The 22,542-nt window shown below is 61.0% G+C and carries 20 protein-coding genes and 1 tRNA gene; 7 read left to right on the forward strand and 14 right to left on the reverse strand.

The genetic code is table 11. The annotated features are described in order from the left end of the window. Positions 1-6 precede the first annotated feature (6 nt). The 6 genes from BIO17B3_RS11585 to pilB form a co-directional block, all read right to left on the reverse strand. On the reverse strand, positions 7-252 hold the full coding sequence (locus BIO17B3_RS11585; RefSeq protein WP_156054179.1) for a DNA gyrase inhibitor YacG: 246 nt from the start codon (positions 250-252) through the stop codon (positions 7-9). 28 nt (positions 253-280) lie between these two features. Further along, on the reverse strand, positions 281-1,033 hold the full coding sequence (zapD, locus tag BIO17B3_RS11590; protein WP_013104547.1) for a cell division protein ZapD: 753 nt from the start codon (positions 1,031-1,033) through the stop codon (positions 281-283). Between the two features lie 115 nt (positions 1,034-1,148). Beyond that, positions 1,149-1,769, reverse strand: coding sequence for a dephospho-CoA kinase (gene coaE / locus BIO17B3_RS11595; protein WP_013104548.1), 621 nt, complete (start codon positions 1,767-1,769; stop codon positions 1,149-1,151). Then, entirely contained in the window at positions 1,766-2,635 is an 870-nt protein-coding gene (locus BIO17B3_RS11600; protein ID WP_172979029.1) for an A24 family peptidase, read from the reverse strand. The genes coaE and BIO17B3_RS11600 overlap by 4 nt, the downstream gene beginning before the upstream one ends. Beyond that, positions 2,635-3,855, reverse strand: a complete 1,221-nt coding sequence (locus BIO17B3_RS11605; protein ID WP_013122156.1) for a type II secretion system F family protein — start codon at positions 3,853-3,855, stop codon at positions 2,635-2,637. The genes BIO17B3_RS11600 and BIO17B3_RS11605 overlap by 1 nt, the downstream gene beginning before the upstream one ends. Positions 3,856-3,869: 14 nt before the next feature. Continuing rightward, positions 3,870-5,609 (reverse strand): type IV-A pilus assembly ATPase PilB, encoded by a 1,740-nt coding sequence (pilB, locus tag BIO17B3_RS11610; protein ID WP_156054180.1) that lies wholly within the window; start codon positions 5,607-5,609, stop codon positions 3,870-3,872. A 403-nt stretch (positions 5,610-6,012) separates the two neighbouring features. On the opposite strand from pilB, the gene BIO17B3_RS11615 reads away from it, so the two are divergent. The 7 genes from BIO17B3_RS11615 (at position 6,013) to rlmD (ending at position 12,164) form a co-directional block, all read left to right on the forward strand. Further along, positions 6,013-6,105: transfer RNA gene (locus BIO17B3_RS11615), tRNA-Leu, on the forward strand. An 82-nt stretch (positions 6,106-6,187) separates the two neighbouring features. Next, complete coding sequence (surE, locus tag BIO17B3_RS11620; RefSeq protein WP_156054181.1) at positions 6,188-6,943, forward strand: 5'/3'-nucleotidase SurE; 756 nt, start codon at positions 6,188-6,190, stop codon at positions 6,941-6,943. 131 nt (positions 6,944-7,074) lie between these two features. Then, on the forward strand, positions 7,075-7,791 hold the full coding sequence (locus BIO17B3_RS11625) for a protein-L-isoaspartate(D-aspartate) O-methyltransferase (protein ID WP_232054272.1): 717 nt from the start codon (positions 7,075-7,077) through the stop codon (positions 7,789-7,791). Between the two features lie 29 nt (positions 7,792-7,820). Next, positions 7,821-8,786: a peptidoglycan DD-metalloendopeptidase family protein gene (locus tag BIO17B3_RS11630; protein WP_156054183.1), complete on the forward strand. Its 966-nt coding sequence runs from the start codon at positions 7,821-7,823 to the stop codon at positions 8,784-8,786. An 8-nt stretch (positions 8,787-8,794) separates the two neighbouring features. After that, positions 8,795-9,850, forward strand: a complete 1,056-nt coding sequence (gene rpoS / locus BIO17B3_RS11635; protein WP_156054184.1) for an RNA polymerase sigma factor RpoS — start codon at positions 8,795-8,797, stop codon at positions 9,848-9,850. Positions 9,851-9,889: 39 nt separating this feature from the next. Then, on the forward strand, positions 9,890-10,699 hold the full coding sequence (locus tag BIO17B3_RS11640) for a 3'-5' exonuclease (protein ID WP_156054185.1): 810 nt from the start codon (positions 9,890-9,892) through the stop codon (positions 10,697-10,699). Positions 10,700-10,739: 40 nt separating this feature from the next. Then, positions 10,740-12,164, forward strand: coding sequence for a 23S rRNA (uracil(1939)-C(5))-methyltransferase RlmD (gene rlmD, locus BIO17B3_RS11645; RefSeq protein WP_156054186.1), 1,425 nt, complete (start codon positions 10,740-10,742; stop codon positions 12,162-12,164). A gap of 63 nt (positions 12,165-12,227) precedes the next feature. On the opposite strand, the gene BIO17B3_RS11650 is transcribed toward rlmD, so the two are convergent. From BIO17B3_RS11650 to BIO17B3_RS11685, 8 genes are all read right to left on the reverse strand, one after another. Then, on the reverse strand, positions 12,228-12,929 hold the full coding sequence (locus BIO17B3_RS11650; protein ID WP_013104558.1) for a Bax inhibitor-1/YccA family protein: 702 nt from the start codon (positions 12,927-12,929) through the stop codon (positions 12,228-12,230). A 137-nt stretch (positions 12,930-13,066) separates the two neighbouring features. Then, positions 13,067-14,011 (reverse strand): carbohydrate kinase family protein, encoded by a 945-nt coding sequence (locus BIO17B3_RS11655; RefSeq protein ID WP_156054187.1) that lies wholly within the window; start codon positions 14,009-14,011, stop codon positions 13,067-13,069. A gap of 5 nt (positions 14,012-14,016) precedes the next feature. Next, a complete protein-coding gene (gene lysS, locus BIO17B3_RS11660; RefSeq protein WP_156054188.1) occupies positions 14,017-15,537 on the reverse strand; it encodes a lysine--tRNA ligase in 1,521 nt (506 codons plus the stop codon). A 108-nt stretch (positions 15,538-15,645) separates the two neighbouring features. Then, positions 15,646-16,890: a DUF4010 domain-containing protein gene (locus BIO17B3_RS11665; RefSeq protein WP_156054189.1), complete on the reverse strand. Its 1,245-nt coding sequence runs from the start codon at positions 16,888-16,890 to the stop codon at positions 15,646-15,648. 19 nt (positions 16,891-16,909) lie between these two features. Further along, complete coding sequence (locus tag BIO17B3_RS11670; RefSeq protein WP_156054190.1) at positions 16,910-17,515, reverse strand: GspH/FimT family pseudopilin; 606 nt, start codon at positions 17,513-17,515, stop codon at positions 16,910-16,912. Positions 17,516-17,621: 106 nt separating this feature from the next. Further along, positions 17,622-18,095 (reverse strand): type IV pilin protein, encoded by a 474-nt coding sequence (locus tag BIO17B3_RS11675; protein ID WP_156054191.1) that lies wholly within the window; start codon positions 18,093-18,095, stop codon positions 17,622-17,624. A gap of 31 nt (positions 18,096-18,126) precedes the next feature. Continuing rightward, positions 18,127-21,843: a pilus assembly protein gene (locus tag BIO17B3_RS11680; protein ID WP_156054192.1), complete on the reverse strand. Its 3,717-nt coding sequence runs from the start codon at positions 21,841-21,843 to the stop codon at positions 18,127-18,129. Between the two features lie 51 nt (positions 21,844-21,894). Then, positions 21,895-22,539 (reverse strand): PilX N-terminal domain-containing pilus assembly protein, encoded by a 645-nt coding sequence (locus tag BIO17B3_RS11685; RefSeq protein WP_156054193.1) that lies wholly within the window; start codon positions 22,537-22,539, stop codon positions 21,895-21,897. Positions 22,540-22,542 lie beyond the last annotated feature (3 nt).

A 22,542-nucleotide genomic window follows, 5' to 3' on the forward strand; every position in this document is an offset into this window, starting at 1 on the left:
GCGTGCTCAGTGGGGCTGGCCCCGGTTCTGAAGATTGCTGCATTCGAGTTCTTGTTCGAGCGCGTCTATATCAGCGGCGTCGGGTTTGGTCGGCACGCGATAGCTCTCGCTGGCCCAGGCGCCGAAATCAATCGACTTGCAACGCTCGCTGCAAAACGGGCGCCAGGGATTGCTCAGGCTGTAAACGGTGAGTGTGCCGCATTGCGGGCATCGCACCTTGGGACGCGAGGTAGGAGAAGAATCTGAGTCCATGGCAAGTTTCAAGGCCAATCAAGGACGATCAAGGACAAAGAGTCATGTCGAAAGGCACTTCATCCGTGCTGGGCGTGATGCGCCAATCGGCGTCAGGTTGCATGAAGCGCACCGACACCATGAGCCGGTGGCCGGTGATTTCCGGGATCAGGCCCAGAGCGCCGTCGATGCGCAGTCGCAGCAGTTGATACGTCTTGCCGGAGAGTTGTTGCTGGTAGGCGCCATTGACGGCCTGGATCTTGCGCGTACTGCCGGAGTCGCGCAGCAGACGCAACAGGAGTTCGATGCTGCTGGCCAGCGGTGCAAAGGACTGCAGCCATTGCGCTAGATTGCTCTGGCGCTGTTGCTGTGGCAAATGCTGCCAGGCGTAATAGGCGGGCAGATCGAATTCACAGGTGCCGCCGGGAATGCCCGCCCGGCTGCGGATCGCCATGAGCCATTCGTTGTCCTGCAGGCTCTGGCCCACGCGGCCGTGCTGCTGACCGAGCGCCTGGTAGGCCTGATCGAGTTCGCCGAGCACGGCATCGAGCGCGGACTCGGCCACCGCCGGGTTGCCGCGATAGCCGATGAAGGTCTGCCGATGGCGTTCGAGTTCTTTGAGGATTTCAGACTTGAGATCCTGGCGGCTTGCGACATCCATGATCTCGAACAGGGTGACCAGCGCGAAATGGTGATGCTCCGGCAGGGCGCTTTGCTGCAACACATCGGCTCGGCGGAACAGGTGTTCCAGCCTGAGCAGGGTGCGCACGCGTTCGTGCAAGGGGTATTCGTACAGAATCACGGACCGATCCAGTGGGGTGCCGCAAGGGCTCAAGACCCTGTGCGAGAGATATTGGTTTTGTCGTCAGCGGGTGTTGCGGCGGCTGACCGCATTGTCCTGCAAGCCGCGACCGAACTCAATTTTTGTGCACAAGTTGCAAATACTGCGCATGCAGCAAGTCGACCTGATCGCTCAGGCTCTGCAGATCGCCGCTGTTGTCGATCACATCGTCAGCCACCGCCAGACGCTGCGCCCGCGTGGCCTGTGCCGCAAGAATGGCGTTGATGGTGGCAACATCCAGCCCCGAGCGCGCTTGCACCCGCGCGACCTGCATCTCGACGGGGCAATCGACCACGCAAAGGCGGTCGATCTGCGGCCGCCAGCGCGCCAGATTTTCAACCAGCAGGGGCACGACGAAAACGACATAAGCGCCTTTCCGTTGAAAGGCGGCCTCGCGCATGGCCGCGCCGATGCGAGGGTGCAGGATGGATTCGAGCCGCGCGCGAGCTTGTGGGTCGCCAAACACCCGTTGGCGCATGGCGGCGCGGTCGAGCGCGCCGCTGGCATCGCAGATTTGTTCGCCGAAGGCCTCGATAAGCGCTGGCATGGCCGCGCCCCCGGCGGCGGTGAGCTGGTGGGCCAGCACGTCAGCGTCGACTATGGCGGCGCCGAGGGCGGCAAGCCGATCGGCCGCTGCCGATTTCCCCGAGCCGATACCGCCCGTCAGGCCAATGCGCAGGCGGGGCGCCCGGTTCATGCCCCGGAGGCGGGAAGCAGCAGGGCCACCAGGGTGTTCGGCCCGATCAGCAGCAACAAAATGCCGGCGGCGGCGAGAAAGGGCCCGAAAGGAATCGGGCGGCCGCGCTCCGTCAGTTTGAGCAACTGCAAGGCGATGCCGATCACCGCGCCGCAAATGCTGGACAGCAAAATGATGGGCAGCAGCGCGGCAACGCCAAACCAGGCGCCGAGTGCAGCCAGCAGCTTGAAGTCGCCAAAGCCCATGCCCTCCTTGCCGGTCAACAGCTTGAAACCTTGGTAGACCGTCCAGAGCGCGAGGTAGCCGACAGCCGCACCCCACACCGCGCTGGAAAGCTGCTCCGGGTGCAGCCAGGTGTGCCACAGCAACCCGAGCCACAACAGAGGCAGGGTGATGCTGTCGGGCAGCAGCGTGGTGTCGAAATCGATCAAGGCCAGGGTGATCAGCGCCCAGAGCAGGACGATGTAGGCCAGGCTGTCCCCGCTCGCGCCCCAGCGCAAGACCACCGCCGCAGTCAGCAGTGCCGTGATCAGTTCGACCAGCGGATAGCGCGGCGAAATCGTCGTGTGACAACTCGAGCAACGCCCGCGGAGGAACAGATAGCTGAGCACCGGAATGTTCTCCCACCACAGGATCTGATGACCGCAGGACGGACAGCGCGAACGCGGTGCGATGAGATCGAAGCGCTCGGCAGCCTGGGTTTGAGCGTGCGGATGAAGCGTGGCGTGGGCATCGGCCTGCCACTGTCGCTCCATCATCACCGGCAGACGGTAGATGACCACATTCAGAAAGCTGCCCACCGCCAGACCGAACAGCCCGGCGGCCACGATCCAGAACGTCAGCGGCAGCGCGCCGAAATCGGGCATCAACCGACCACCTTGCCGAGGTTGAAAATCGGCAGGTACATCGCCACCACCAGCCCGCCGATGATCACGCCAAGGAACACGATGATGATCGGCTCCAGCAGGGCCGAGAGGTTTTTCACCAACTCGTCCACCTCGGCCTCATAGATGTCGGCCGCCTTGCTCAGCATCGAATCGAGCGAGCCCGACTCTTCACCAATAGAGGTGAGCTGAATGACCAGCGGCGGAAACACCCCCTGCGTCTGCATCGACGTCGTCAGGCTGGTGCCGGTAGAAACGTCCTGCTGGATTTTTTCCGTGGCGCGCAGATAAACGATATTGCCCGCAGCACCGCCCACCGCATCGAGCGCTTCGACCAGCGGCACTCCGGCGCCGAACATTGTGGCCAGCGTGCGCGTCCAGCGGGCCAGCGCGCCCAGACGCACCAGTTTGCCGAACACCGGCACGCGCAGCAGCAGCCGGTCCATGGTCTCCTGCATTTTGATGGACTTTTTCCACGACTGCAGAAAGAAGTAGCCGCCCAGGAAAATGGTGCCAAACAGGATGTACCAGTAGTGCACGAAGAAATTGGACATGGCCACCACCATCAGCGTGGGGGCGGGCAGGCTGGCGCCGAACTGCGAGAACACATCCGTGAACACCGGCACGACGAACAGCATGATGATGGACACCACCACGAAGGCCACGACCATCACCGCAATCGGGTAGGTGAGCGCGCTCTTGATCTTGCTGCGGATGGCCAGCGACTTTTCCTGATACGTGGCCAGGCGGTCGAGCACCAGTTCGAGCATACCGGCCGTTTCGCCCGCTTCGACCAGGTTGCAATACAGCGCGTCGAAGTATTTGGGATGTTTGCGAAAGGCGTTGGACAAACTGGTGCCGGTTTCCACATCGCCACGGATGTCCATGATCAGCCGGGCCATGTTGGGGTTGGGGTGGCCGCGACCCACGATATCGAACGATTGCAGCAGCGGCACACCGGCCTTGATCATGGTCGACATCTGGCGGGTGAACGTGGAAATGTCCTTGGCCTTGATCGCCTTGCCGCTGGTCAGGCGGCGCTTCTTCACCTTGGTGACCAGAATGCCCTGGCGCCGCAGTGACGCGGAGACGATGGCCTCGCTGCCCGCGCGCAACTCACCGCGCTGCAGCTTGCCTTGCCGGTCTTTCCCTTCCCACTCGAATAGCGCTTCCTTCGCCGTTCGCGCTGCCGCTGTAGCCATGGTGCTTCCCCCGTTTACTCGTTGGACACGGCGATGATTTCTTCCAGGGACGTGACCCCCAGTTTCACCTTGATCAGCCCGGACTCCCGCAGAGAACGCACGCCTTCCTTGCGTGCTTGCTGGGCGATGTCCATGGCTGTGCCGTGGTTAAGGATGATGCGTTGTATTTCTTCAGTAATGGGCATGACCTGATAGATGCCGACACGGCCCTTGTAGCCCGAGCCGCCGCAGGCGTTGCACTTTCCTGCCTTGTAAGGCTTCCAGCTGCCGTCCAGGTCTTCTTCGCGAAATCCGGCCTCCAGCAGCGTTTGTGCGGGCAGGTCGACCGGGGTCTTGCACTGGGTGCAAAGCTTGCGCGCCAGACGCTGCGCCGTGATGAGAATCACGCTGGACGCAATGTTGAACGCGGGCACGCCCATATTCATCAGGCGCGTCAGCGTGGTGGGGGCGTCATTGGTGTGCACCGTAGAGAGCACCATGTGGCCGGTTTGCGCGGCCTTGATCGAAATGTCGGCGGTTTCCAGATCGCGGATCTCGCCCACCATGATGATGTCGGGATCCTGGCGCAGGAAGGCGCGCAGCGCATTGGCGAAATTCAGCCCGGCTTTTTCGTTGACGTTGACCTGGTTGATGCCGGGCAAATTGATTTCAGCCGGATCTTCGGCAGTCGAGATATTGACTCCCGGCTGGTTCAGGATGTTCAGGCAGGAATAGAGCGACACGGTTTTGCCGCTGCCGGTAGGGCCTGTCACCAGAATCATGCCGTAGGGGCGATGAATCGCGCGAAGCAGCTTTTCCCGTTCTTCCGGCTCGTAGCCCAGCGCGTCGATGCCAAGCTTGGCCGAGGAAGAGTCCAGAATCCGCATCACAATTTTTTCGCCGTACAGCGTGGGCAGGGTGCTTACCCGAAAATCGATCGATTTTTCCGGGCTGATGCGCAGCTTCATGCGCCCGTCCTGCGGCACGCGGCGCTCGGCGATGTCCAGCTTGGAAATGACCTTGATGCGCGAAGCGAGCTTTTCTTTGATCGAGGCCGGGGGTTGCGCGATTTCACGCAGCTCGCCGTCCACGCGAAAGCGGATGCGATAAAAATGCTCGAAGGGCTCGAAATGCAGGTCGGAAGCGCGCATATTGATCGCGTCGATCAGCATTTTTTGCAGGAACCTGACCACCGGCGCATCATCGACTTCGGCAGTCTGCTCCTTGGTGTCGGGTGCTTCGCTGCCGTCGCTGAGATCGCCCAGATCGAAATCTTCGCCAACCAGGGCGGAGATCTGCGAACTGGCAGATTGACTGGCCTGATCGATGATGCGCGTCAGCTTGTCGTATTCGACGACGACCAGCTCGATCTGAGCCTGCGATTGAAACTTGATCTTGTCTTCCGCCTCGTGATCGGCTGGGTCGGCCGTCGCGACCACCAGACGGTTGCCGCGCTTGAGCAGAGGCAAAACCTTGTAGCTCTGAATGATCTTCGAGTCGATGGCGCCCGTCGCCAGGCGGGTCGGGTCATAGGCATCGAGGTCCAGCAGCGGCAATGAAAATGTTCTGCTGACCCAGTGCGCCAGATCGGGCGCATTCATCGACCCACTGCCGATCAGCGTGGCAATGAAGCTTGTACGCGTTTCCTGCCCACGCTGGTGGATCTGTTCGACCAGGGTGCGCGGCAACAGTTCGGCCTGCACCAAGGCGTGCGCCAGACCTGGCAAGGTCTTGGAAGGCGGCGAAGCGGATGCGGCGATCGAAGTGGCGGACATGATGCTGCAGAGAATAGGCCGCCCATAATGCGTGCGGCCGGGATGTTTTGTAAATCCTTCACGCTGCTCGCGGCATCGTGGTGGCGTGAAAAATCCACAGTTTAAAGGGGTAACGGCACGAACTTGAGGATCTTGAAGGGTGCGGGCCGGACTGGAAACGAAAACGGCGGCCAACTTGAAGGGATGGCGGTCGTCTGCGAATTTGCCCTGACCTCCAGACCGGCTCATTGCACAGGGCGGACTCAGTAGAATTGAATCCAAGCACCACTGTTCGGTTTTGTGCGCGCGGTCCCGGGAATGCTCCAAACGCCGCGCAAAAAAAACTACGAAAACAAGTCAAAGCGCGGGTTGCAGTGCGTTGTTTTCGCTTGCAAAGCCGTCTAGGCAGCGCGTGCTGCTGCTTGCCCGGATGGCGAAATTGGTAGACGCAGCGGACTTAAAATCCGCCGCTTTCCTGAAAAGGGGCGTGCGGGTTCGATCCCCGCTCCGGGCACCAACCAGCAATGACGACTTGAGTCGAAACCCTGTCGTTTTCAGGACGGCATATTCTGGTCGCAATGACCCGATAAGATGCGGCCATGCGAATTCTTCTAGCCAACGATGATGGGTATCTGGCCCCCGGCTTAGCCGCGCTCTTTGATGGGTTGCGGGCGCACTGGGATGTGACGGTTATTGCGCCCGAACAAAACGCGAGTGCTGCGTCGAACGCGCTCACGCTGAATCGGCCTCTGTCGGTCTATACCGCCAGCAATGGCTTTCGGTATGTGAACGGCACTCCGTCAGACTGTGTGCACATCGCGCTGACGGGCTTGCTCGATTTCCGCCCGGATCTGGTGGTGAGCGGGGTGAACAACGGGGCCAATCTCGGCGACGACACGATTTATTCGGGCACAGTGGCCGCTGCGACCGAGGGCTATTTGTTCGGAATTCCCGCCTTGGCCATCTCGCTTGTCGAGAAGGGCTGGGGGTATCTGGACACAGCCGTCGCTGTGGCGGTTGAGGTAGTGGCCAAGCTGATCGAAGACCTGCCGCAGCAAGCGCAATTGCTCAACCTGAACGTTCCTAACCGCCCTCTGAATGAGCTCGGCGGCGTACGCGTGACCCGTCTGGGCAAGCGGCATCCGAGTCAGCCCGTGGTGGTGCAGAAAAACCCTTATGGCGACACGATTTACTGGATCGGCGGAGCCGGTGCGGCGCTGGACCAGCAGGCGGGCACCGACTTCGATGCCATCGCTCAAGGGTGCGCCTCTCTCACGCCGCTGCAACTGGATTTGACGCACCATGCTCAGATCCAGACCTGCGCTGCCCGCTTTGAAAAGCGAGGCAGTGCGTGAGTGCGGGCAGCAAGTCGCCTCAGCGCTTTGTGCACTGGCCTGCGCGCCAAGCGGTTGATGCCGCGCTCAGCAAGACGCCCACAACGCCCCCCCCGCCGAGAGGGCAGTTGGGGGGCGCGCGAACCGTTGCGTTGCCCGTTCCACGTGAGCCGCAAACGCTCGGAGCGTCGCAAGGCCCCTCGCGCTGTCTGCCGCGTCAGGCCGGGCTTGACTCGGACGCGGTGCGTCGCGGCATGGTCGACAAATTGCGGCAGTCGGGCAGCTTTGACGAGCGGGTGCTGCAGGCCTTGCAGGATGTGCCGCGTCATCATTTCGTCGATCCTGGGTTGGCCGCCCAAGCCTATCTCGACAACGCACTGCCCATCGGTTTTGAACAAACCATCTCCAAGCCCTCGGTCGTGGCTCGCGGCCTGGATGCGGCGCTCAAGGCTCTGGCGCCTCGCGCCAATCTGGGCAAGGTGCTCGACATTGGCACCGGCTGTGGCTACGCCGCGGCCGTGACGGCCAGGGTGGCAGCAGACGTCTATAGCGTCGAGCGCATACGCGCGCTGCACGATCTGGCACGCAACAATCTGCGTGCCCTGAGGGTGCCGAACCTGCGTTTGATTCTGGGCGACGGTATGCTGGGGTGTCCGCAGGGCGCCCCGTTCGACGCGATTTTGTCGGGGGCTGCGGCGCTGACTTTGCCGCAGGTCTGGCTCGATCAGTTGGTGGTGGGTGGGGTGCTCATTGCGCCCATTGGCGATCCGCAGCAACTCTTGCTGTACCGCAAGCGCTCTGCCACCACATTCGACGTGCAGCCACTCGAAGGCGCCAAATTCGTCCCCTTAAAATCTGGTTTGACCTGAATCGACGCTGCTCATTGACATTGCCCACCATGCGGATTTCCCTGCTCGCCCTTACTCTTTCTGCCGCTGCCATGCTGGGCGCCTGTACCTCGGTGGCGCTGGCTCCCGTGCCGGTCGAGTCCAAGACCTTCCAGAAAGTGCCCCCGGTCTACGCGCCGCCCGCCACGGTGGCTGCGGCGCCTGCGGGTATCGCGACCGCCGCTTCGTCCTCTCTTGCGGGGCAGCCGGGGTATTACACCGTGCAGCCCGGTGACACCTTGCGTCGCATCGCCCTGCAATACGGGACGACCTGGCAGACCCTGGCGCAATGGAACAACCTGGGCGACCCGAACGTGATCGAGGTCGGCCAAGTGCTGCGCGTTGCTCCGCCACAAGGTGCGTCGCAAGTCGCCGGGGCAACCGCGCCCGCTACTTCTGCCCCGTCGCTGCCAGCCGGGAGCACTGCGCAGAGCTTTGCCGTCACGCCGCTGGCGCCTGTGACCCCGGTCACGGCCGCGCCGCCCGCTCCAACTCCCGTGAAGCCCTCGGTGGCCGCTGCAGCGCCGCCAGCACCTGTCACCCCCGCCAGCCCGCCGCCCACGGGGCCTGCGGTCATGGCCAGCAATCTGACCACAGCCACGCACGACGGCATCATCTGGTCATGGCCGGCCAGCGGCAAGATCATTCAGGGCTTCAATGGCACGACGAGCAAAGGCATCGATATCGCAGGCAATCTGGGCGACCCGGTGTATGCCGCGGCAGCGGGCCGGGTGGTGTATGCGGGCTCGGAATTGCGCGGCTTCGGCAAACTCATCATCGTCAAACACAACGACGATTACATCAGCGTGTATGCCCACAACAACGTCATGCTGGTGAAGGAAAACGAAACCGTGAAGCGCGGACAGAAGATCGCCGAGATGGGTTCGACCGACGCCCCACGAGTTGAACTTCACTTCGAGATCAGACTGCGCGGCAAGTCCATCGATCCCATCGGGCTCTTGCCCAAACAGCCCTGACCGCTCGCATGCCGCGCCGCCTCAAACCGGTCTCCGACCCGACCTCTGAACAAGGGGCGCCGGCCCCAGTGGCGAGCAGTACTCTTGCCAAGTCTGCCCCACAGAACGGCGCAGAAGCCTGGGAAACGATCGCGCAGAAGAGCCCTGCCGCGGCGGGTGCGCAGCCTGCTCCCGCGCCGATAGGCTTGCCCTGTCCACCGGCGTCCATTGGGGCCATCGACGATGAATCGGGCGTCAGTGCCTTGCAGGCCTATCTCAACCACATCCGCGCCAAACCGCTTTTCACGCCCGAGCAGGAATTTGAGACGGCGACCCGCGCCAAGGCGGGCGATTTCGAGGCGCGTCAGGCGATGGTGGAGCACAACCTGCGACTGGTTGTGAGCATCGCCAAAGCCTATGTCGGCCGTGGCGCGGCACTGGGCGACTTGATCGAAGAGGGCAACCTCGGCCTGATTCACGCCATCGAGAAATTCGAACCCGAACGCGGGTTTCGTTTCTCCACCTATGCAAGCTGGTGGATCCGCCAAAGCATCGAACGCGCGCTGATGCAGCAGGTGCGCACCATCCGCCTGCCGGTGCATGTCATTCGCGAACTCAACCAGGTGCTGCGGGCGCGCAAGCATCTGGAGCAGGCGGCCGACTATCGCGGCCAGACCTCGGACGAAGACGTGGCCGCGCTCCTGGGGCGCAGTACGGAAGAGGTGACGGACTTGCTCGCCCTGGCCGAGCAGCCGACTTCCCTGGATGCCCTGCGCGAAACCCAGAGCGGCGAGAGTTACGCCGATCAGTTCGCCGACCAGAACGCGCTCAGCATGGAAGAGCAGACGCAGACCCGCGAAGTCGAGGCCCTGGTCGATTCTTGGGTGGGGGCGTTGGCCGAGCGTGAGCGCGAAGTGATTGAAGCCCGTTTTGGGCTGCACGGACGCGAGCTGGAAACGCTGGAGTCGCTGGCGCAACGCCTCGGCCTCACGCGTGAGCGCGTGCGCCAGATCCAGCAAGAGTCCTTGCTCAAGCTCAAGGGACGACTGGCGCGCAATGGGGTCGACCGAGGTTCGCTGCTTTAAGGTTGGCTGGTTCTGCCTTGTTGATGTTTGCTTCCCGCCATGATTCGCACGCCCATCGTCACCTTTGATATTGAAACCATTCCCGACCCCGCCGCGTTGCGCGCCGCGGGTCTGTCCGACCCCGAGCTCGACGACGCGGCCGCCGTGCTTCAGGCGCAGGCCCGCCGTCTGGAAAAGACCGGGAGCGATTTTCTCCCGGTCCATTGTCAGCGCGTGCTGGTCATCTCGTGCACGTTTCGTAATCACGAAGGGCTGAAGGTCCACTCCTTCGTCGATCAAGGTGGGCAGGAAGGGCAGGTGGTGCAGAGCTTTTTCCGCGTCATCGAAAAGCACGCGCCTCAGCTCGTTTCCTGGAACGGGGGCGGTTTTGACCTGCCCGTGTTGCACTACCGTGGTCTGGTGCATGGGGTGATGGCGCCGAAATACTGGGATATGGGCGAAGATGACCGCGAGATGAAGTGGAATAACTACATCTCCCGCTACCACACCCGGCATCTCGACCTGATGGACCTGCTGGCGCTCTACCAGCCACGCGCCAACGCACCGATGGACGTGCTGGCCAAGCTGTGCGGCTTTCCCGGCAAGCTGGGCATGGACGGCAGCAAGGTTTTTGATGCCTGGCTTGCCGGGCAGACCGACGACATCCGCCGCTATTGCGAGACCGATGTCATGAACACCTATCTGCTGTATTGCCGCTACCAGCTCATGCGCGGGGCCTTGTCCGCGAGCGAATACGCCGACGAAATCGACCTGGTGCGACACACCCTGGGCACCCTCGCGGCGCAGGAATCGCACTGGCAGGAATATCTTGCCGCCTGGCCGGAGCCGTCCGCGCCCGCAAACACCTGAAGCGGGGTTTCGCGCCGCGTCCATCTGTTCCAATAGCCGGATGGAACAACGATTGGAATGGCTGCAGATCGACAGCCTGGATCTTGAAGCCCGTGGTGTCGGGCGCAGCGAAAACGGCAAAGTGGTGTTCGTCGCCAATGCCTTGCCCGGAGAACGGGTGCAGGCGCGCATCCACCGCAGCAAGCGCAACTGGGAGTCTGGCGAGGCCGTGGCCTGGGCCAGCACGGCGAGCAGCCGGGTGACGCCGCGATGCCCCCATTTTGGCGTTTGCGGCGGCTGCAGCATGCAGCATGTCGATCCGGCCGCGCAGTTGGCGTTCAAGCAGCGCATTCTCGAAGATGACTTTTGGCATTTGAGCCGCCTGAAGCCGCAACTCCTTCTGCGGCCCATCGCCGGACCCAACTGGGGCTATCGCACCCGCGCGCGGCTGACCGTTCGCCTGGTGGTGAAAAAGGGCGGGGTGTTGGTCGGTTTTCACGAAAAAGGCTCCAGCTACGTCGCGGATATGCGCAGCTGCGCAGTTTTGCCGAGGGCAGTGTCCGATCTGTTGCTGCCCTTGCGCGAGTTGATCGCGGGTCTGTCCCGACCTGAGCGCGCGCCGCAGATCGAACTGGCGATGGGCGATCGGGTGACCGTTCTGGTGTTGCGCCACCTCGAACCCTTGACCGACGCCGATCGGCAACGCCTGCGCGACTTTGAACAACAGCACGGCGTGCAGTGGTGGCTTCAGCCCAAAGGGCCCGATTCGGTGGCGCCGCTAGACCCCGACGTCGAACCCCTGAGCTATGCCTTGCCCGAGTTCGGCGTTGTCATGCCGTTTCGCCCGACCGATTTCACCCAGGTGAATCCGCAGATCAACCGCGTGATGGTGGCGCGGGCCTTGCGCCTGCTGGACGCCCGGCGTACCGACCGGGTGATCGACTGGTTTTGCGGTCTGGGCAATTTCACCCTGCCCATCGCCACTCAGGCGCGGCAGGTGCTGGGCGTGGAGGGCAGCGCTACGCTGGTGGCGCGGGCGCTGGACAACGCTTTGCACAACGATCTGCAGGACAGGGTCGTGTTCTCCGCCCGCAATCTGTTCGAGATGAACGCGGACGATCTGAGGGCCTACGGCGAGGCCGACCTGTGGTTGGTAGACCCGCCGCGCGATGGCGCGCTGGCACTGTGCAAGGCGCTGGCCGAGGCGGTGAACGGGCCGCTGGGAATGCCGGGCGTGGAGGAGACGCGGGCCGCAGGGGAGGCAAGCGCGATGCCCAAGCCGGTCGCCCCCCCGGTCGTCCCCCCGATCGCGCCATTCAAACCGCCGCGCCGCATCGTTTATGTGTCCTGCAATCCGGCAACCTTGGCGCGTGATGCCGGCTTGCTGGTGCATCAGGCGGGTTACACCTTGCGTGCCGCAGGGGTGATGAATATGTTTCCTCACACGGCCCATGTGGAATCGATGGCGGTGTTCGAGCGCGATTGAGCTCTTCGTTGCCCATGAAAAACGCCCGCAGTTGCGGGCGTTTTTCATGGGGCTGCTTTGCGCTTACCGGCGCCCGCCGCCACTGAAAAAGCTCAGGATGGACAGCAGGTTGACGAACACGTTGTAGATGTCGAGGTAGATCGCCAGCGTGGCGGTGATGTAGTTGGTTTCACCGCCGTTGATCACCCGCTGCACGTCGATCAGCATGAAGGCCGAGAAAATCACAATGGCCACGACCGAGAAGGTCAGCATCAGCGCAGGCAGTTGCAGCCAGATATTGGCGATGCCCGCGAGGATGAGCAGGATCACGCCGACGAACAGCATTTTCGACAGGCCGGACAAATCACGCTTGACCACATTCGCCAGCGTGGCCATGGCGCCGAAAATCACTGCCGTACCGCCGAAGGCCAGCATGATGAGCTGCGGCCCGTTGCTCATGCCCAGCACGAAGCCGAGCATTTGCGACAGCATGACGCCCATGAAGAAGGTGAACAGCAGCAGCAGCCCCACCCCGGCGCTGGAATTTTTGGTGCGCTCGATGGCGAACATCAGGCCGAAGGCGCCGACCAGAAAGACGATCATGGTCATGCCGGGGCTTTGCGCCATGGCCAGATTCAGCCCCGTGGCCATGCCGACCCACGCGCCGATCACGGTGGGGATGAGCGAAAGGGCCAGCAGCGAATACGTCTGCCGCAGCACCTTGTTGCGCACAGTCGCGGCGCCGCCGGGTTGGGCGTAGATGGTGTAATCGCGTTGTTCATTCATGGCAAAGCTCCGTTCCTGGAAGTGGACGCTACTGGTCAGACTAACACAGGCTAAATACGTTCCACGACGTGCATTTCAATCCCGCCCGCATGAATTTGCAAGCCTTGTGAGCGCGGGTTAAGCCCGGGTTCAGGCCGTCAGACCCGCTGCGGGGCGCTGCCATAGACGGTTTGCAGGCGTTCGAGCGCGCCCTGCAGGGTGATGTGGTGATTTTGCGGGCCGTGCACGGCGATTTTTTCCGCTCCGAGCACATTGCCCAGGCGGGTGCTGTCGGCCAGCGTCCAGCCTTTGGACAGCCCGAACAACAAACCGGCGCGGAAGGCGTCGCCACAACCGGTCGGGTCGAGCACCTGACTGGCGGGTACGCCGGGAATATCGGTCGCGCCGCCGCCCTCGCTCCAGATGCGGCAGCCGTGTTCGCCCCGGGTGACGATCACCCCGCGCACTTGGGAGGCGATGTGGTCGAGGCTCCAGCCGGTGCGCTCCACCAGTAGCTCGGCCTCGTAGTCGTTCACCGCAACCCAACTGGCTTTGGCGATGAAATCGCGCAGATCGGCGCCGTCGAACAGCGGCATGCCCTGACCCGGATCGAAGATGAACGGAATGCCCGCTGCGGCAAGCTGCGCCGCATGGTCGATCATGGCCGAGCGGCCGTCTGGCGCGATGATGGCGAGATCGACCCCGGCGTCCAGCGGCACGGGTAGCTCGTGCGCCCGGCCCATGGCGCCGGGGTGGAAGGAGGTGATCTGGTTGTTGTCGCGGTCGGTGATGATGTGCGCCTGCGCGGTAAAACTGTCGGCCAGTTGCCCGACGTAAGTGCGAGCAATGTGAAGCGCATCGAGCCGGTCGAGATAGCTCTGGCCGTCCGCGCCCAGGGCGCCGAGGATGAGCGGCTCGCCCCCCAGCAGCGCCAGGCTGTAGGCGATATTGCCCGCGCAACCGCCAAACTCGCGCCGCATGGTGGGCACCAGAAAGCTGATGTTCAGAATATGCACTTTGTCGGGCAGGATGTGCTCGGCAAACCGGCCGTCGAAGGTGGTGATGGTGTCGAACGCGAGCGAACCGCAGATGAGGGTGGGCATGAGGTTCAGCCTTCGAAGCGCAGGGCGGGGAAGAGAATGACGTCGCGGATGCTGGGCGCGTCGGTGAGCAGCATGACCAGCCGGTCGATGCCGATGCCGCAGCCGCCGGCGGGCGGCATGCCGTATTCCAGCGCCCGTACATAATCGGCGTCGAAATACATCGCTTCGTCGTCGCCGGCTTCCTTGGCCTGCACCTGCGACTGAAAGCGGGCGGCCTGGTCTTCGGGGTCGTTCAGCTCGGAGAAACCGTTGGCGATTTCGCGGCCGGTGATGAACAGCTCGAAGCGCTCGGTCGTATTCGCATCGGCATCGGCGGCGCGGGCCAGGGGCGACACTTCCACCGGGTAATCGACGATGAAGGTCGGCTCCCACAGCAGATGCTCGGCGACTTCTTCAAACAGCGCGAGTTGCAAGGCGCCCAGCCCCATGCCCTTGAGTTTGTGCGGCGCGTGATCGGCATCGAGCCGACGCAACTCGCCGCGCAAAAAGCCGTCATCGGCCAATTGCGCGTCGGTGTAGTCGGGAGCGTGTTTCTGGATGGCCTGCGTCAAGGTGAGCCGCGCAAACGGCGCGCTCAGGTCGAGGGTGCGCCCCTGGTGGGTGAGCACCGCGGTGCCGCAGGTGAGTTGCGCGGTGTTGCGAATGAGCGCCTCGGTGAAATCCATCTGGTCGCGGTAGGTCCACCAGGCGGCGTAGAACTCCATCATGGTGAATTCGGGGTTGTGCCGCGGGCTCAGACCTTCATTGCGGAAATTGCGGTTGATCTCGAACACCCGCTCGAAGCCGCCCACCAGCAGGCGCTTGAGGTAAAGCTCGGGTGCGATGCGCAGATACATCTGCTGATCGAGCGCGTTGTGATGTGTGGTGAACGGCTTGGCCGCAGCGCCTCCGGGAATGGGGTGCAGCATGGGCGTTTCAACCTCCATGAAGCCCGCTGCCAGCATTTCGTTGCGCAGCGCCGCGATGGCCTTGCTGCGCAGCGCGAAGCGTTCGCGCGATTCCGGTGTGACGATGAGATCGACATAACGCTGGCGGTAGCGCGTTTCCACGTCTTCGAGGCCGTGAAACTTGTCGGGCAAGGGGCGCAGCGACTTGACCAGCAATCGCACCTGCTCGGCCCGAATGGTCAACTCGCCAGTGCGCGTTTTGAACAGCACGCCCTCGCAACCGATCCAGTCGCCCAGGTCGTAGTGTTTGAAGGCGGCATGCGCCTCTTCGCCGGTGACGTCGTTGGAAACGTGGATCTGAATGCGCCCCGTACCGTCCTGCAAAGTGGCGAAACTGGCCTTGCCCATCACGCGCTTGAGCATCATGCGACCCGCCACCCGCACCCGCACGTCAGCCGCTTCGAGCGCGTCGGGCTCGTCGCCCCCATGTAGCGCCTGCAGACTCATGGCCTGATGCGCAGGCTTGAAGTCGTTGGGGAACGCCGGGCCGACCTCGCGCAACGCGGAGAGTTTGGCGCGGCGCTCCGCGATGAGGTGACTGTCGTCGGTGGCGGGCGGATGGGGGGCGTCAGTATTCATGCGGGATGGAGGGACGGTCTCTCGGAAATGTCCACGATGTCGAAGCGGTGCGGGGTGGGGCAGCTTGCGCGCGGCTCACGCGCCAAACCAACCGATTTTAGCCGCCCCTCACGCCTGAGCATTTCCCAGCCACAACCCCAGCCAGAACAAGCTGATCAGGCCGAATTGAGCGGCGAGATTGACCACGCCAAAAGTCCACTGCGCCCCGGCGAATCCGGCGACGATTTTGCTCACTGCGTTGGTCGCCAGGGCAAGGCCGATGGCCAACAAGGCCTGCCAGGACGAAAAAGCACCGTTGACCGCCATTTGCGCGGCAGAAGCGGCCGCTGCGTGCGCGTCGGCAAATCCCGCCAGCCCGGTTGCCGCCAGCGCCGCATCGCTGCCCAGCACACTGCGCGCGGCCTCGGCGGCCAGCAGCACGCCCGCAAGAAGGGCCGCAAACAACAACGCCTGCAGCGGCTGGAATGGACGCCGCGCTGCTTCATCAGGCAGCGCCGAACTCTCCAGCGCGCGCCGCGCCAGACGCCACGATGCCCCCACCGCCAGCAGCGCGCCCGCCCCGTACAGCCCCACGGCGGGCAGCAGACCAGGGAGCAAAGCCGGTTCGATCAGCGCTACGAGCACACTCAACTCCACCACGGTGGCCACATTCGACAGCAAAGCCGCCCGCAGGCAATCGCCTTGCAGGGCGACGTGCAGCCGAGCGCGCTGCGCCATGCTGGCAATGGTTGCCGTGCTCGAGACAAACCCGCCGGCTAGCCCGGAAAGCGCCAGGCCGCGCTGACTGCCAAACGCCCGCACCGCCACATGCCCCACCGACTGAATCGCCATCACCAGCACCGCCAGCAGCCACAGCGTATGCAGGTTCAGCCCCGCCAGCCAGGCGATGGGCTGATCGGGCAACAGCGGCAGCACGACCAGCGCCGCCGCTGCCAGCAACAGACCGGATTCCAGTTCCTGCGTGCTCAAAACATGGCGCACGAACCCATGCAGCGCCGTCTTGGCCGCCAAAATGCCCGCGACCACCACGCCCAGCCCCGCAGCCCAGCCGGGCGACTGCTGGGCGAGCGCGCCAATCAACACCGTGAGCAAAAGGGCGAACTCCGTCGTCAGCCCCGGGTCGGCTTGGCGCGTTTGCGCATATCCCGCAAACGTCAGTAAGGCAAAAGCCGCCAGCACCACCCCCAGCGCAACCGGCCCCAGCACGCCCGCAGTCGCACCCGCAAGCGCTGCCAGCACAAAACTGCGCAGACCCGCAGGCGATTCAGGCGGCTGTCTGCGCTCGCGCTCGATACCGATGAGCAGACCGACACCGAGAGCGGCGATCCAGGGCAGGAGCGTGGGGTCGGCCAATTTGTCGCTGCGTCCAGATTCAGGGGGCAGGGCAGGCGCCGGAAAAGTCGGATTCCTCCAGACGAATCCGACCAGATTTTGACAGCACCAGATCCCGGGCATTTTTATAAATGGGCAGCGGCGCGCAGAGACGCAGGCGCCCAGCCGCAAATGCGCCGCCCGGTTGTTCGGCAAACCCGAGGGCGGTGAAAATCACGGGTTTTCTCAGCGGTGAATTGGCCGCAACGACGAGATTCGAATGCGAGCCATGCCCTGTTTGGAGCGGTTTTTCTTCACCATCCAGAACGCCATTGCGGTTGCGGTCGTAAAACACAATCCAGCCCTTTGACCAATCCCAGGCGGCCTTGCTGTGACAGGCGCCCTCGTGACCGGCACACAAGCTGACCGCCTGATGCGATTGGATGGCAGTTTGCCGGGCGAGATGAAAAGCCGAAACCAGCGAATTGGTGGAGGTGGACAGATGTTGCTGCAAAACCCAGCCGCGCAAACTCGGCGCGGCGATGCCCATCAGGACGGCGGCTACAAGCAGCACGAGCATCGCTTCTATCAGCGTAAAGCCACCTTCGCGCAGCCGAAAGAAATCAACTGCCGACGGCCCTTGTAACCAATGTTGAACCTGCGACATGGCGAAACTCCATCACGAAACGCAATCTCGCAGTAGGGTAATGCCATGAAACAAGGGCAGGCTTTGCTTCAGTCAAGCTCCCCCGCGTTGTGGGGGGGCAAAAAACTCACCAGCAGGCAGCCCCCATCGTGCCGGTAGCTGATTTGGCGCCCGCTTGATCGATGCTGAGCGCGCCACATGCGGTGTCACGGCTGAGTTGGGCGCCCTTGGGGGTGGCGGTAACGGTGTATGTGCTCGCTGTTGGGGCAGCAACTGAAAATACATAATCAGCGCCAGAGCTTTGCGGCCCTGCGCAATCGAGGGTCAAAGTGGGTGCATTACCAACGACAGGATTTGCCCCAGCGCTGGTATCTTGATCGTAGCGAAGATTTTGCGTATAAAACCGTTCCATATAACCTGCATACTGCGAAACGCAACCCTCAGCTGCCGCACGTTTGGTTTTGACGATACTGTTGATATAAGAGGGGTAACCAATCGCCGCGATGATCGCAATGACTGCCACCACGATCATCAATTCGATCAGGGTGAAGCCCTTCGCTTTTGTATTGACATTGCCTGTCTGAATTATTCGAGTTTTCATGGGATTCAAATCCTCAAAAATTAGGTGGCATTCAGTTGCTCAATTCACGCCACGATACCCGTCCGGCCGCGCCGCCCGGCGCACTGATTGGGCCGAGGTTCACGGGTGATCCGCTCAGGTTATTGAATTGCAGCCCAATTTTTCCATTCTTGTCATAACTTCCGGTTACGCCTGCGGCTGGCCCGACTGAATACACCATGCCGTTATAGGCTACCGGTGTAGTCTTGTTCTTTATTGTGACTGATGTTGCGCCAAGCCCAATATCGCTAGTGAAATTACCGCCGGTAAACGGGTTGACCAACATCACAGCGCCCGAAGGCACTGTGTTGCAAGGATCGCTGACTTTTGGAATCATGGTCGTGACCAGAGCCAGGCCTCCAATAAACTGGGTGCGGTTGATGATGCGCTCCCCCGTTTGTGTTGCCAGATCCATATACCAACCTACTTTGCCATTCATATCATTTGTAGCGGCTGGACTGGTGGCGCGCAGCAAGTTGCCACTTGTGGCACTGTCTTCCTTCAGAATGGTGCGCTGCGCCAGGTCTGACCGGGTGCTGCTGAAAGTGACAACCGAAGGCAGTGGGGTCTTTTTAGAGTCTGTAGCAACCCTTAATCCATACCATGTTTGCACTTGCGAAGAAGTGACATCGGCATCAGAAAGGTAGCGGCCAGTTCCAAAATATGCCCAAGTGCTCAACGAGTCTGCACTGCCGTCGTAGTCGAGAGAAATGAGGGAGGTAATGGGTTGCGGTGTGCCGTCTGCGTCTTTGGCTTGAAAGATTTTGGCGCTCGTTCCCGTACTGGAGGTGAGGTCGAATTTCCAGACGTTGCCGTTCAAGTCGCCGGCGTAGGCTTGAGTTGAAATGCCTGTCTTCGAATCAGGTTGCGCAAGGCCGGGTTCAGCAAGGCCATCATTCGATGCCCCAGTGGTCGCTCTTACGTTGAGTGAGCCTGTTGCTAAATCAAACTCTAGGAGCGCAGGTTTGTTGATGGTGCTGTTATAACCATTACCTATGAAAACCACCCATTTATTGCTTGTGCCTTCCTTGATTTGCCCAATAACGGGGGCGCCTGTCATTTGACCAATATAATCACTGCACTTGTTGGTGATGGTGCCGGTGCAGGCGCCCGTATCGCCTGCCGAGCGTTCCCACAAAATGTTTTTGGCAGAGTTGGCAGCGCTTTCAAAATTTGCTGGATTGGTAATATCCATGGCGTAGATGGATTTCGCAGGGCCACGGCCCGTGGTTCCAATCAGTATGGTTTTCCAAGCGCCATTCATGTAAACATTCTGTGTGGTGATGCGCCCATCGTTGTAATACTGATGGGGCACCGCCTGCGCACCGGTGACTCCGTCCACCACGCCATACTGTGGATTGGCCAGGTTGGTGATTCCATTAACAGAGTCGGCAGGCTGTGAAAGCACCCCAGCGGGCATATAAGCAAAGATCTCCTGCCCAGCGGGTTTATGTGGGTCAAGAATTCCGCTGGTCAATCCTTGTTTTACACGGAAAGCGTGGAGCATCCCGTCGTTCGCGGCGACATAGACCAGAGGTGTGCGACTCGTTTGCGCTGCCACAAAAGCGCCATAGGTGGATGCCCCGGGAAATGTGGCATTGACAAAAAGCGTTTTGTCGGGCGTGGCAACATAAACCGGTGTGGAAGAAACCACGTCTCCCAGAACGGCCTTTCTCTGGCGTAGGCTGGTGTCGGAATTGTCGCCCCTGAGATAATTCAGCATCAAAGCTTGAGTCTTAGTCTGTTTTACTCCGCCAACATAATAATCGAGCCCCTGAAGCTGATTGGAACTTATGACAGGAAGTGTATCGCCAGTCCCGAGCTTGAACTCAACCGGACTTTGCGTACTCATCGTGTCCGCAACACCGTTGACCGTCCATATATTGCGGTTTCCGGCAGCGGGAAACACGGTATTCGCTGTCCATTGCTGCGTGTAAAGTTGGGTTGTGTCGTTCCAGGTCTCTGCTGTAATAGAGCCAGTCCATTGGCCCGTGTAGTAAGAGCCAATAAAGCGATAGACCGAATCGGCTGAGGCAGTGGTGCTGCTGGCAGATAAAGTGATTGCATTTCCAGCGCCTTTGCGGTCTTGAATTTGCGCGAGGGCGGATTTGATGCCATTCACAAAGTCAGTTGGATTCTTAGCCGAGAAAAAATCTCCGTGGCCGTTCACCGCCGCATGCAGTAGGTCGGCAATATTGTTGATGCTGTTTGCTGCCGGTTGCGGCCAGGACATGCTTGTCACCCCTGAGGGCGGTGTGCCCGTACGCGCCCAGCCAAAAATCTCTGGGTAGGTAAGGGTGCTTGGCGTGATGCCAGTGGGCGTGAAGCCAAGCCCCATCGTGAAGGTGGTCATGTGTTGCCAATAAGCGGGATCGCTCGGCGTTGCGGGTACTTCATTATTAATATCTGACCGCAGATCTGTAACCCAGTATTTCATGGCGACATCGGCTAGCGTATTGCTTTGATCATCGGCGTAAGGTGCGATGGGTTGATATTGATAATCGGATGGCGAGGTGATTTTATCTTGTTGGGTCCCATCGACATTTCCAACGCTGGGGCTATTTCCGTTCCAAAAACCATCTGTTGTCAAAATTGCATAAGAGGGGCGGCAGGTGTATTTGCTAGAATCGGTATCGCTCGTCTCCCACGGCTGAGCTGTTTTGTAGTACTCACCCACTGCCTTAAGGGCGCCGCGCAAAGGAGTGCTTCCGCTAGGGTTGATGTTGGTTATCCATTTCCAGAAATTTGTTTTTTGATCCGAGCTTTTTCCATCACCGTAAGGTTGGATTTCTGCCAATTTATTATATGTATTCGTGCTTGTTGAAAATGAGTATTGGGGCGATGGTATATCAGCCGTATTCTGTCCGTTGATTGAGGCAAAACCAAATCGGTAATTTTTGTCAAGACTGGAAAAGGCCAATATCAGTCCAGTTTGGGCCATTAAAATACGAGTGTGGTAGTAGGAAAACCAGTTGGCGATGTTCGTGCCGGCAGTGATGCCAGTAGGCGCGGCAGTGCCACTCGAATTTGTCGAGCTCACGCAATTCGCAAGTGAGCCACAGCCACTGGGTGAGACATAATAGGTAGTTGTACCCACACCGTAACGAAATACATTTCCAGTAATGCACTGACCCGCGCCCAAGGAACAAATTGCAGTGTAATAGTAGTAGTCATTGCTGTTGTCGTAGAACGCTGGCGCAGGGTTCAGGCTTCCATTGCTTGAGTAGCAATAGCCACTGTACTTGCTGCTGGCCGAGGTATTGCTTTGGCAGCTAGAAGCGCCTTTTTCAGAAGAAGTTGGGCTGTAGTAATACTTATAGCTCGTGTAGGGAGATTGATAATTGGTGATGTCTTTATATGTGGAGGTTGAGCCGGGCGAGAAACCATTTACTGGTGCATATGGGAAAGTTGCGTACGAGGGGTAGGATGTTCCGTCTGCATTAGCGGGTGGGATGTAGGTTACCGATGGGTTGTAGTACACCCCGTTAACTGAGTTCGTGACAGGACCGGCCCCGGTTGTGCTGGTCAAATAATTCCAATCCGGCATGTAATCCCATGCCATCGACCCCGAATCGTCCAGCATCAACACCAGATTGGGTGGGATAGGTTTCTGCAGAATGAGCGGGCTTTGGTCGATGGTGACTGCGGCCTGCACCAGGGGCGTGCTTGCGAGAAGGGAGCACAGGGCGACGACGGTGGTTTTGAATAGGGATGCGCGGATCGAGGTCATGACAGACTCCGGAAATGATTTGGTCAGGGGCTCGTGCTATCGGGCGGGAGATCAGGAGGTTCTGTATATGGCTTGCAGGGTGACGCTGGCGCGGTCTGCCGCCGGCGCGCCATTGCCTGGTGTGCTGCTGCGGGCGGTGATGCGGTAGCACTGACCGGCGGTTTTGAGTGAGCCACCGCCGCCCTGGTTGTTTTCGTCGTTAGTGAACTGAAAGTTTCCGCCGCCGCCCACTGTGCAGGCGCCCATGTACTGAATGATGAAGCTGGGGTTGTTGCCATAAAGGGAGACGATGTCTGCTGTGCCGCCGCTGGCATTGGTTGCGGTGGGGGGCAGTGTCCATGCCGCTGCCGGGACGTTGGGGTCGTGGACGGGGTTGTCCAGACAGGCGTTGTTGGCGCAGTTGGTGTAGGTGTTGGCTTGGTAGGTGGTCGGGTCGGGAGGGGCGGCCGGGGGCAGGATGGTGGCGGAGGCAAGCTGCAGGGTGGCTTCAGCCACCTGGAAGGCCTGAGCGCGGTCGAAGGTGTTACCGGCCATCTTTTCCTGCAGGGTTGAGGTGCGGATGGCGGCCAGGCCGATAACGGTGATGACCACAAGCAGAATCAGGGCCACGATGAGGGCGACGCCGCTTTGCTTGCGCTGCGCTGCGGCTCGCGCGCTTGTAACGCGGGAGGGGCTGGATTTTCGGGTGTGCTTCATGGC

It is taken from the genome of Thiomonas sp. OC7 (assembly GCF_900634595.1).
Lineage (GTDB): Bacteria > Pseudomonadota > Gammaproteobacteria > Burkholderiales > Burkholderiaceae_C > Thiomonas > Thiomonas arsenitoxydans.

Excerpts from the sequence above, each read along its gene's own strand:
- BIO17B3_RS11585 (WP_156054179.1), bottom strand. The coding sequence starts at position 252 with ATGGACTCAGATTCTTCTCCTACCTCGCGTCCCAAGGTGCGATGCCCG.
- coaE (WP_013104548.1), bottom strand. The coding sequence starts at position 1,769 with ATGAACCGGGCGCCCCGCCTGCGCATTGGCCTGACGGGCGGTATCGGC.
- BIO17B3_RS11600 (WP_172979029.1), bottom strand. The coding sequence starts at position 2,635 with ATGCCCGATTTCGGCGCGCTGCCGCTGACGTTCTGGATCGTGGCCGCC.
- BIO17B3_RS11605 (WP_013122156.1), bottom strand. The coding sequence starts at position 3,855 with ATGGCTACAGCGGCAGCGCGAACGGCGAAGGAAGCGCTATTCGAGTGG.
- pilB (WP_156054180.1), bottom strand. The coding sequence starts at position 5,609 with ATGTCCGCCACTTCGATCGCCGCATCCGCTTCGCCGCCTTCCAAGACC.
- surE (WP_156054181.1), top strand. The coding sequence starts at position 6,188 with ATGCGAATTCTTCTAGCCAACGATGATGGGTATCTGGCCCCCGGCTTA.
- BIO17B3_RS11630 (WP_156054183.1), top strand. The coding sequence starts at position 7,821 with ATGCGGATTTCCCTGCTCGCCCTTACTCTTTCTGCCGCTGCCATGCTG.
- rpoS (WP_156054184.1), top strand. The coding sequence starts at position 8,795 with ATGCCGCGCCGCCTCAAACCGGTCTCCGACCCGACCTCTGAACAAGGG.
- BIO17B3_RS11640 (WP_156054185.1), top strand. The coding sequence starts at position 9,890 with ATGATTCGCACGCCCATCGTCACCTTTGATATTGAAACCATTCCCGAC.
- rlmD (WP_156054186.1), top strand. The coding sequence starts at position 10,740 with ATGGAACAACGATTGGAATGGCTGCAGATCGACAGCCTGGATCTTGAA.
- BIO17B3_RS11650 (WP_013104558.1), bottom strand. The coding sequence starts at position 12,929 with ATGAATGAACAACGCGATTACACCATCTACGCCCAACCCGGCGGCGCC.
- BIO17B3_RS11655 (WP_156054187.1), bottom strand. The coding sequence starts at position 14,011 with ATGCCCACCCTCATCTGCGGTTCGCTCGCGTTCGACACCATCACCACC.
- lysS (WP_156054188.1), bottom strand. The coding sequence starts at position 15,537 with ATGAATACTGACGCCCCCCATCCGCCCGCCACCGACGACAGTCACCTC.
- BIO17B3_RS11670 (WP_156054190.1), bottom strand. The coding sequence starts at position 17,515 with ATGTCGCAGGTTCAACATTGGTTACAAGGGCCGTCGGCAGTTGATTTC.
- BIO17B3_RS11675 (WP_156054191.1), bottom strand. The coding sequence starts at position 18,095 with ATGAAAACTCGAATAATTCAGACAGGCAATGTCAATACAAAAGCGAAG.
- BIO17B3_RS11680 (WP_156054192.1), bottom strand. The coding sequence starts at position 21,843 with ATGACCTCGATCCGCGCATCCCTATTCAAAACCACCGTCGTCGCCCTG.
- BIO17B3_RS11685 (WP_156054193.1), bottom strand. The coding sequence starts at position 22,539 with ATGAAGCACACCCGAAAATCCAGCCCCTCCCGCGTTACAAGCGCGCGA.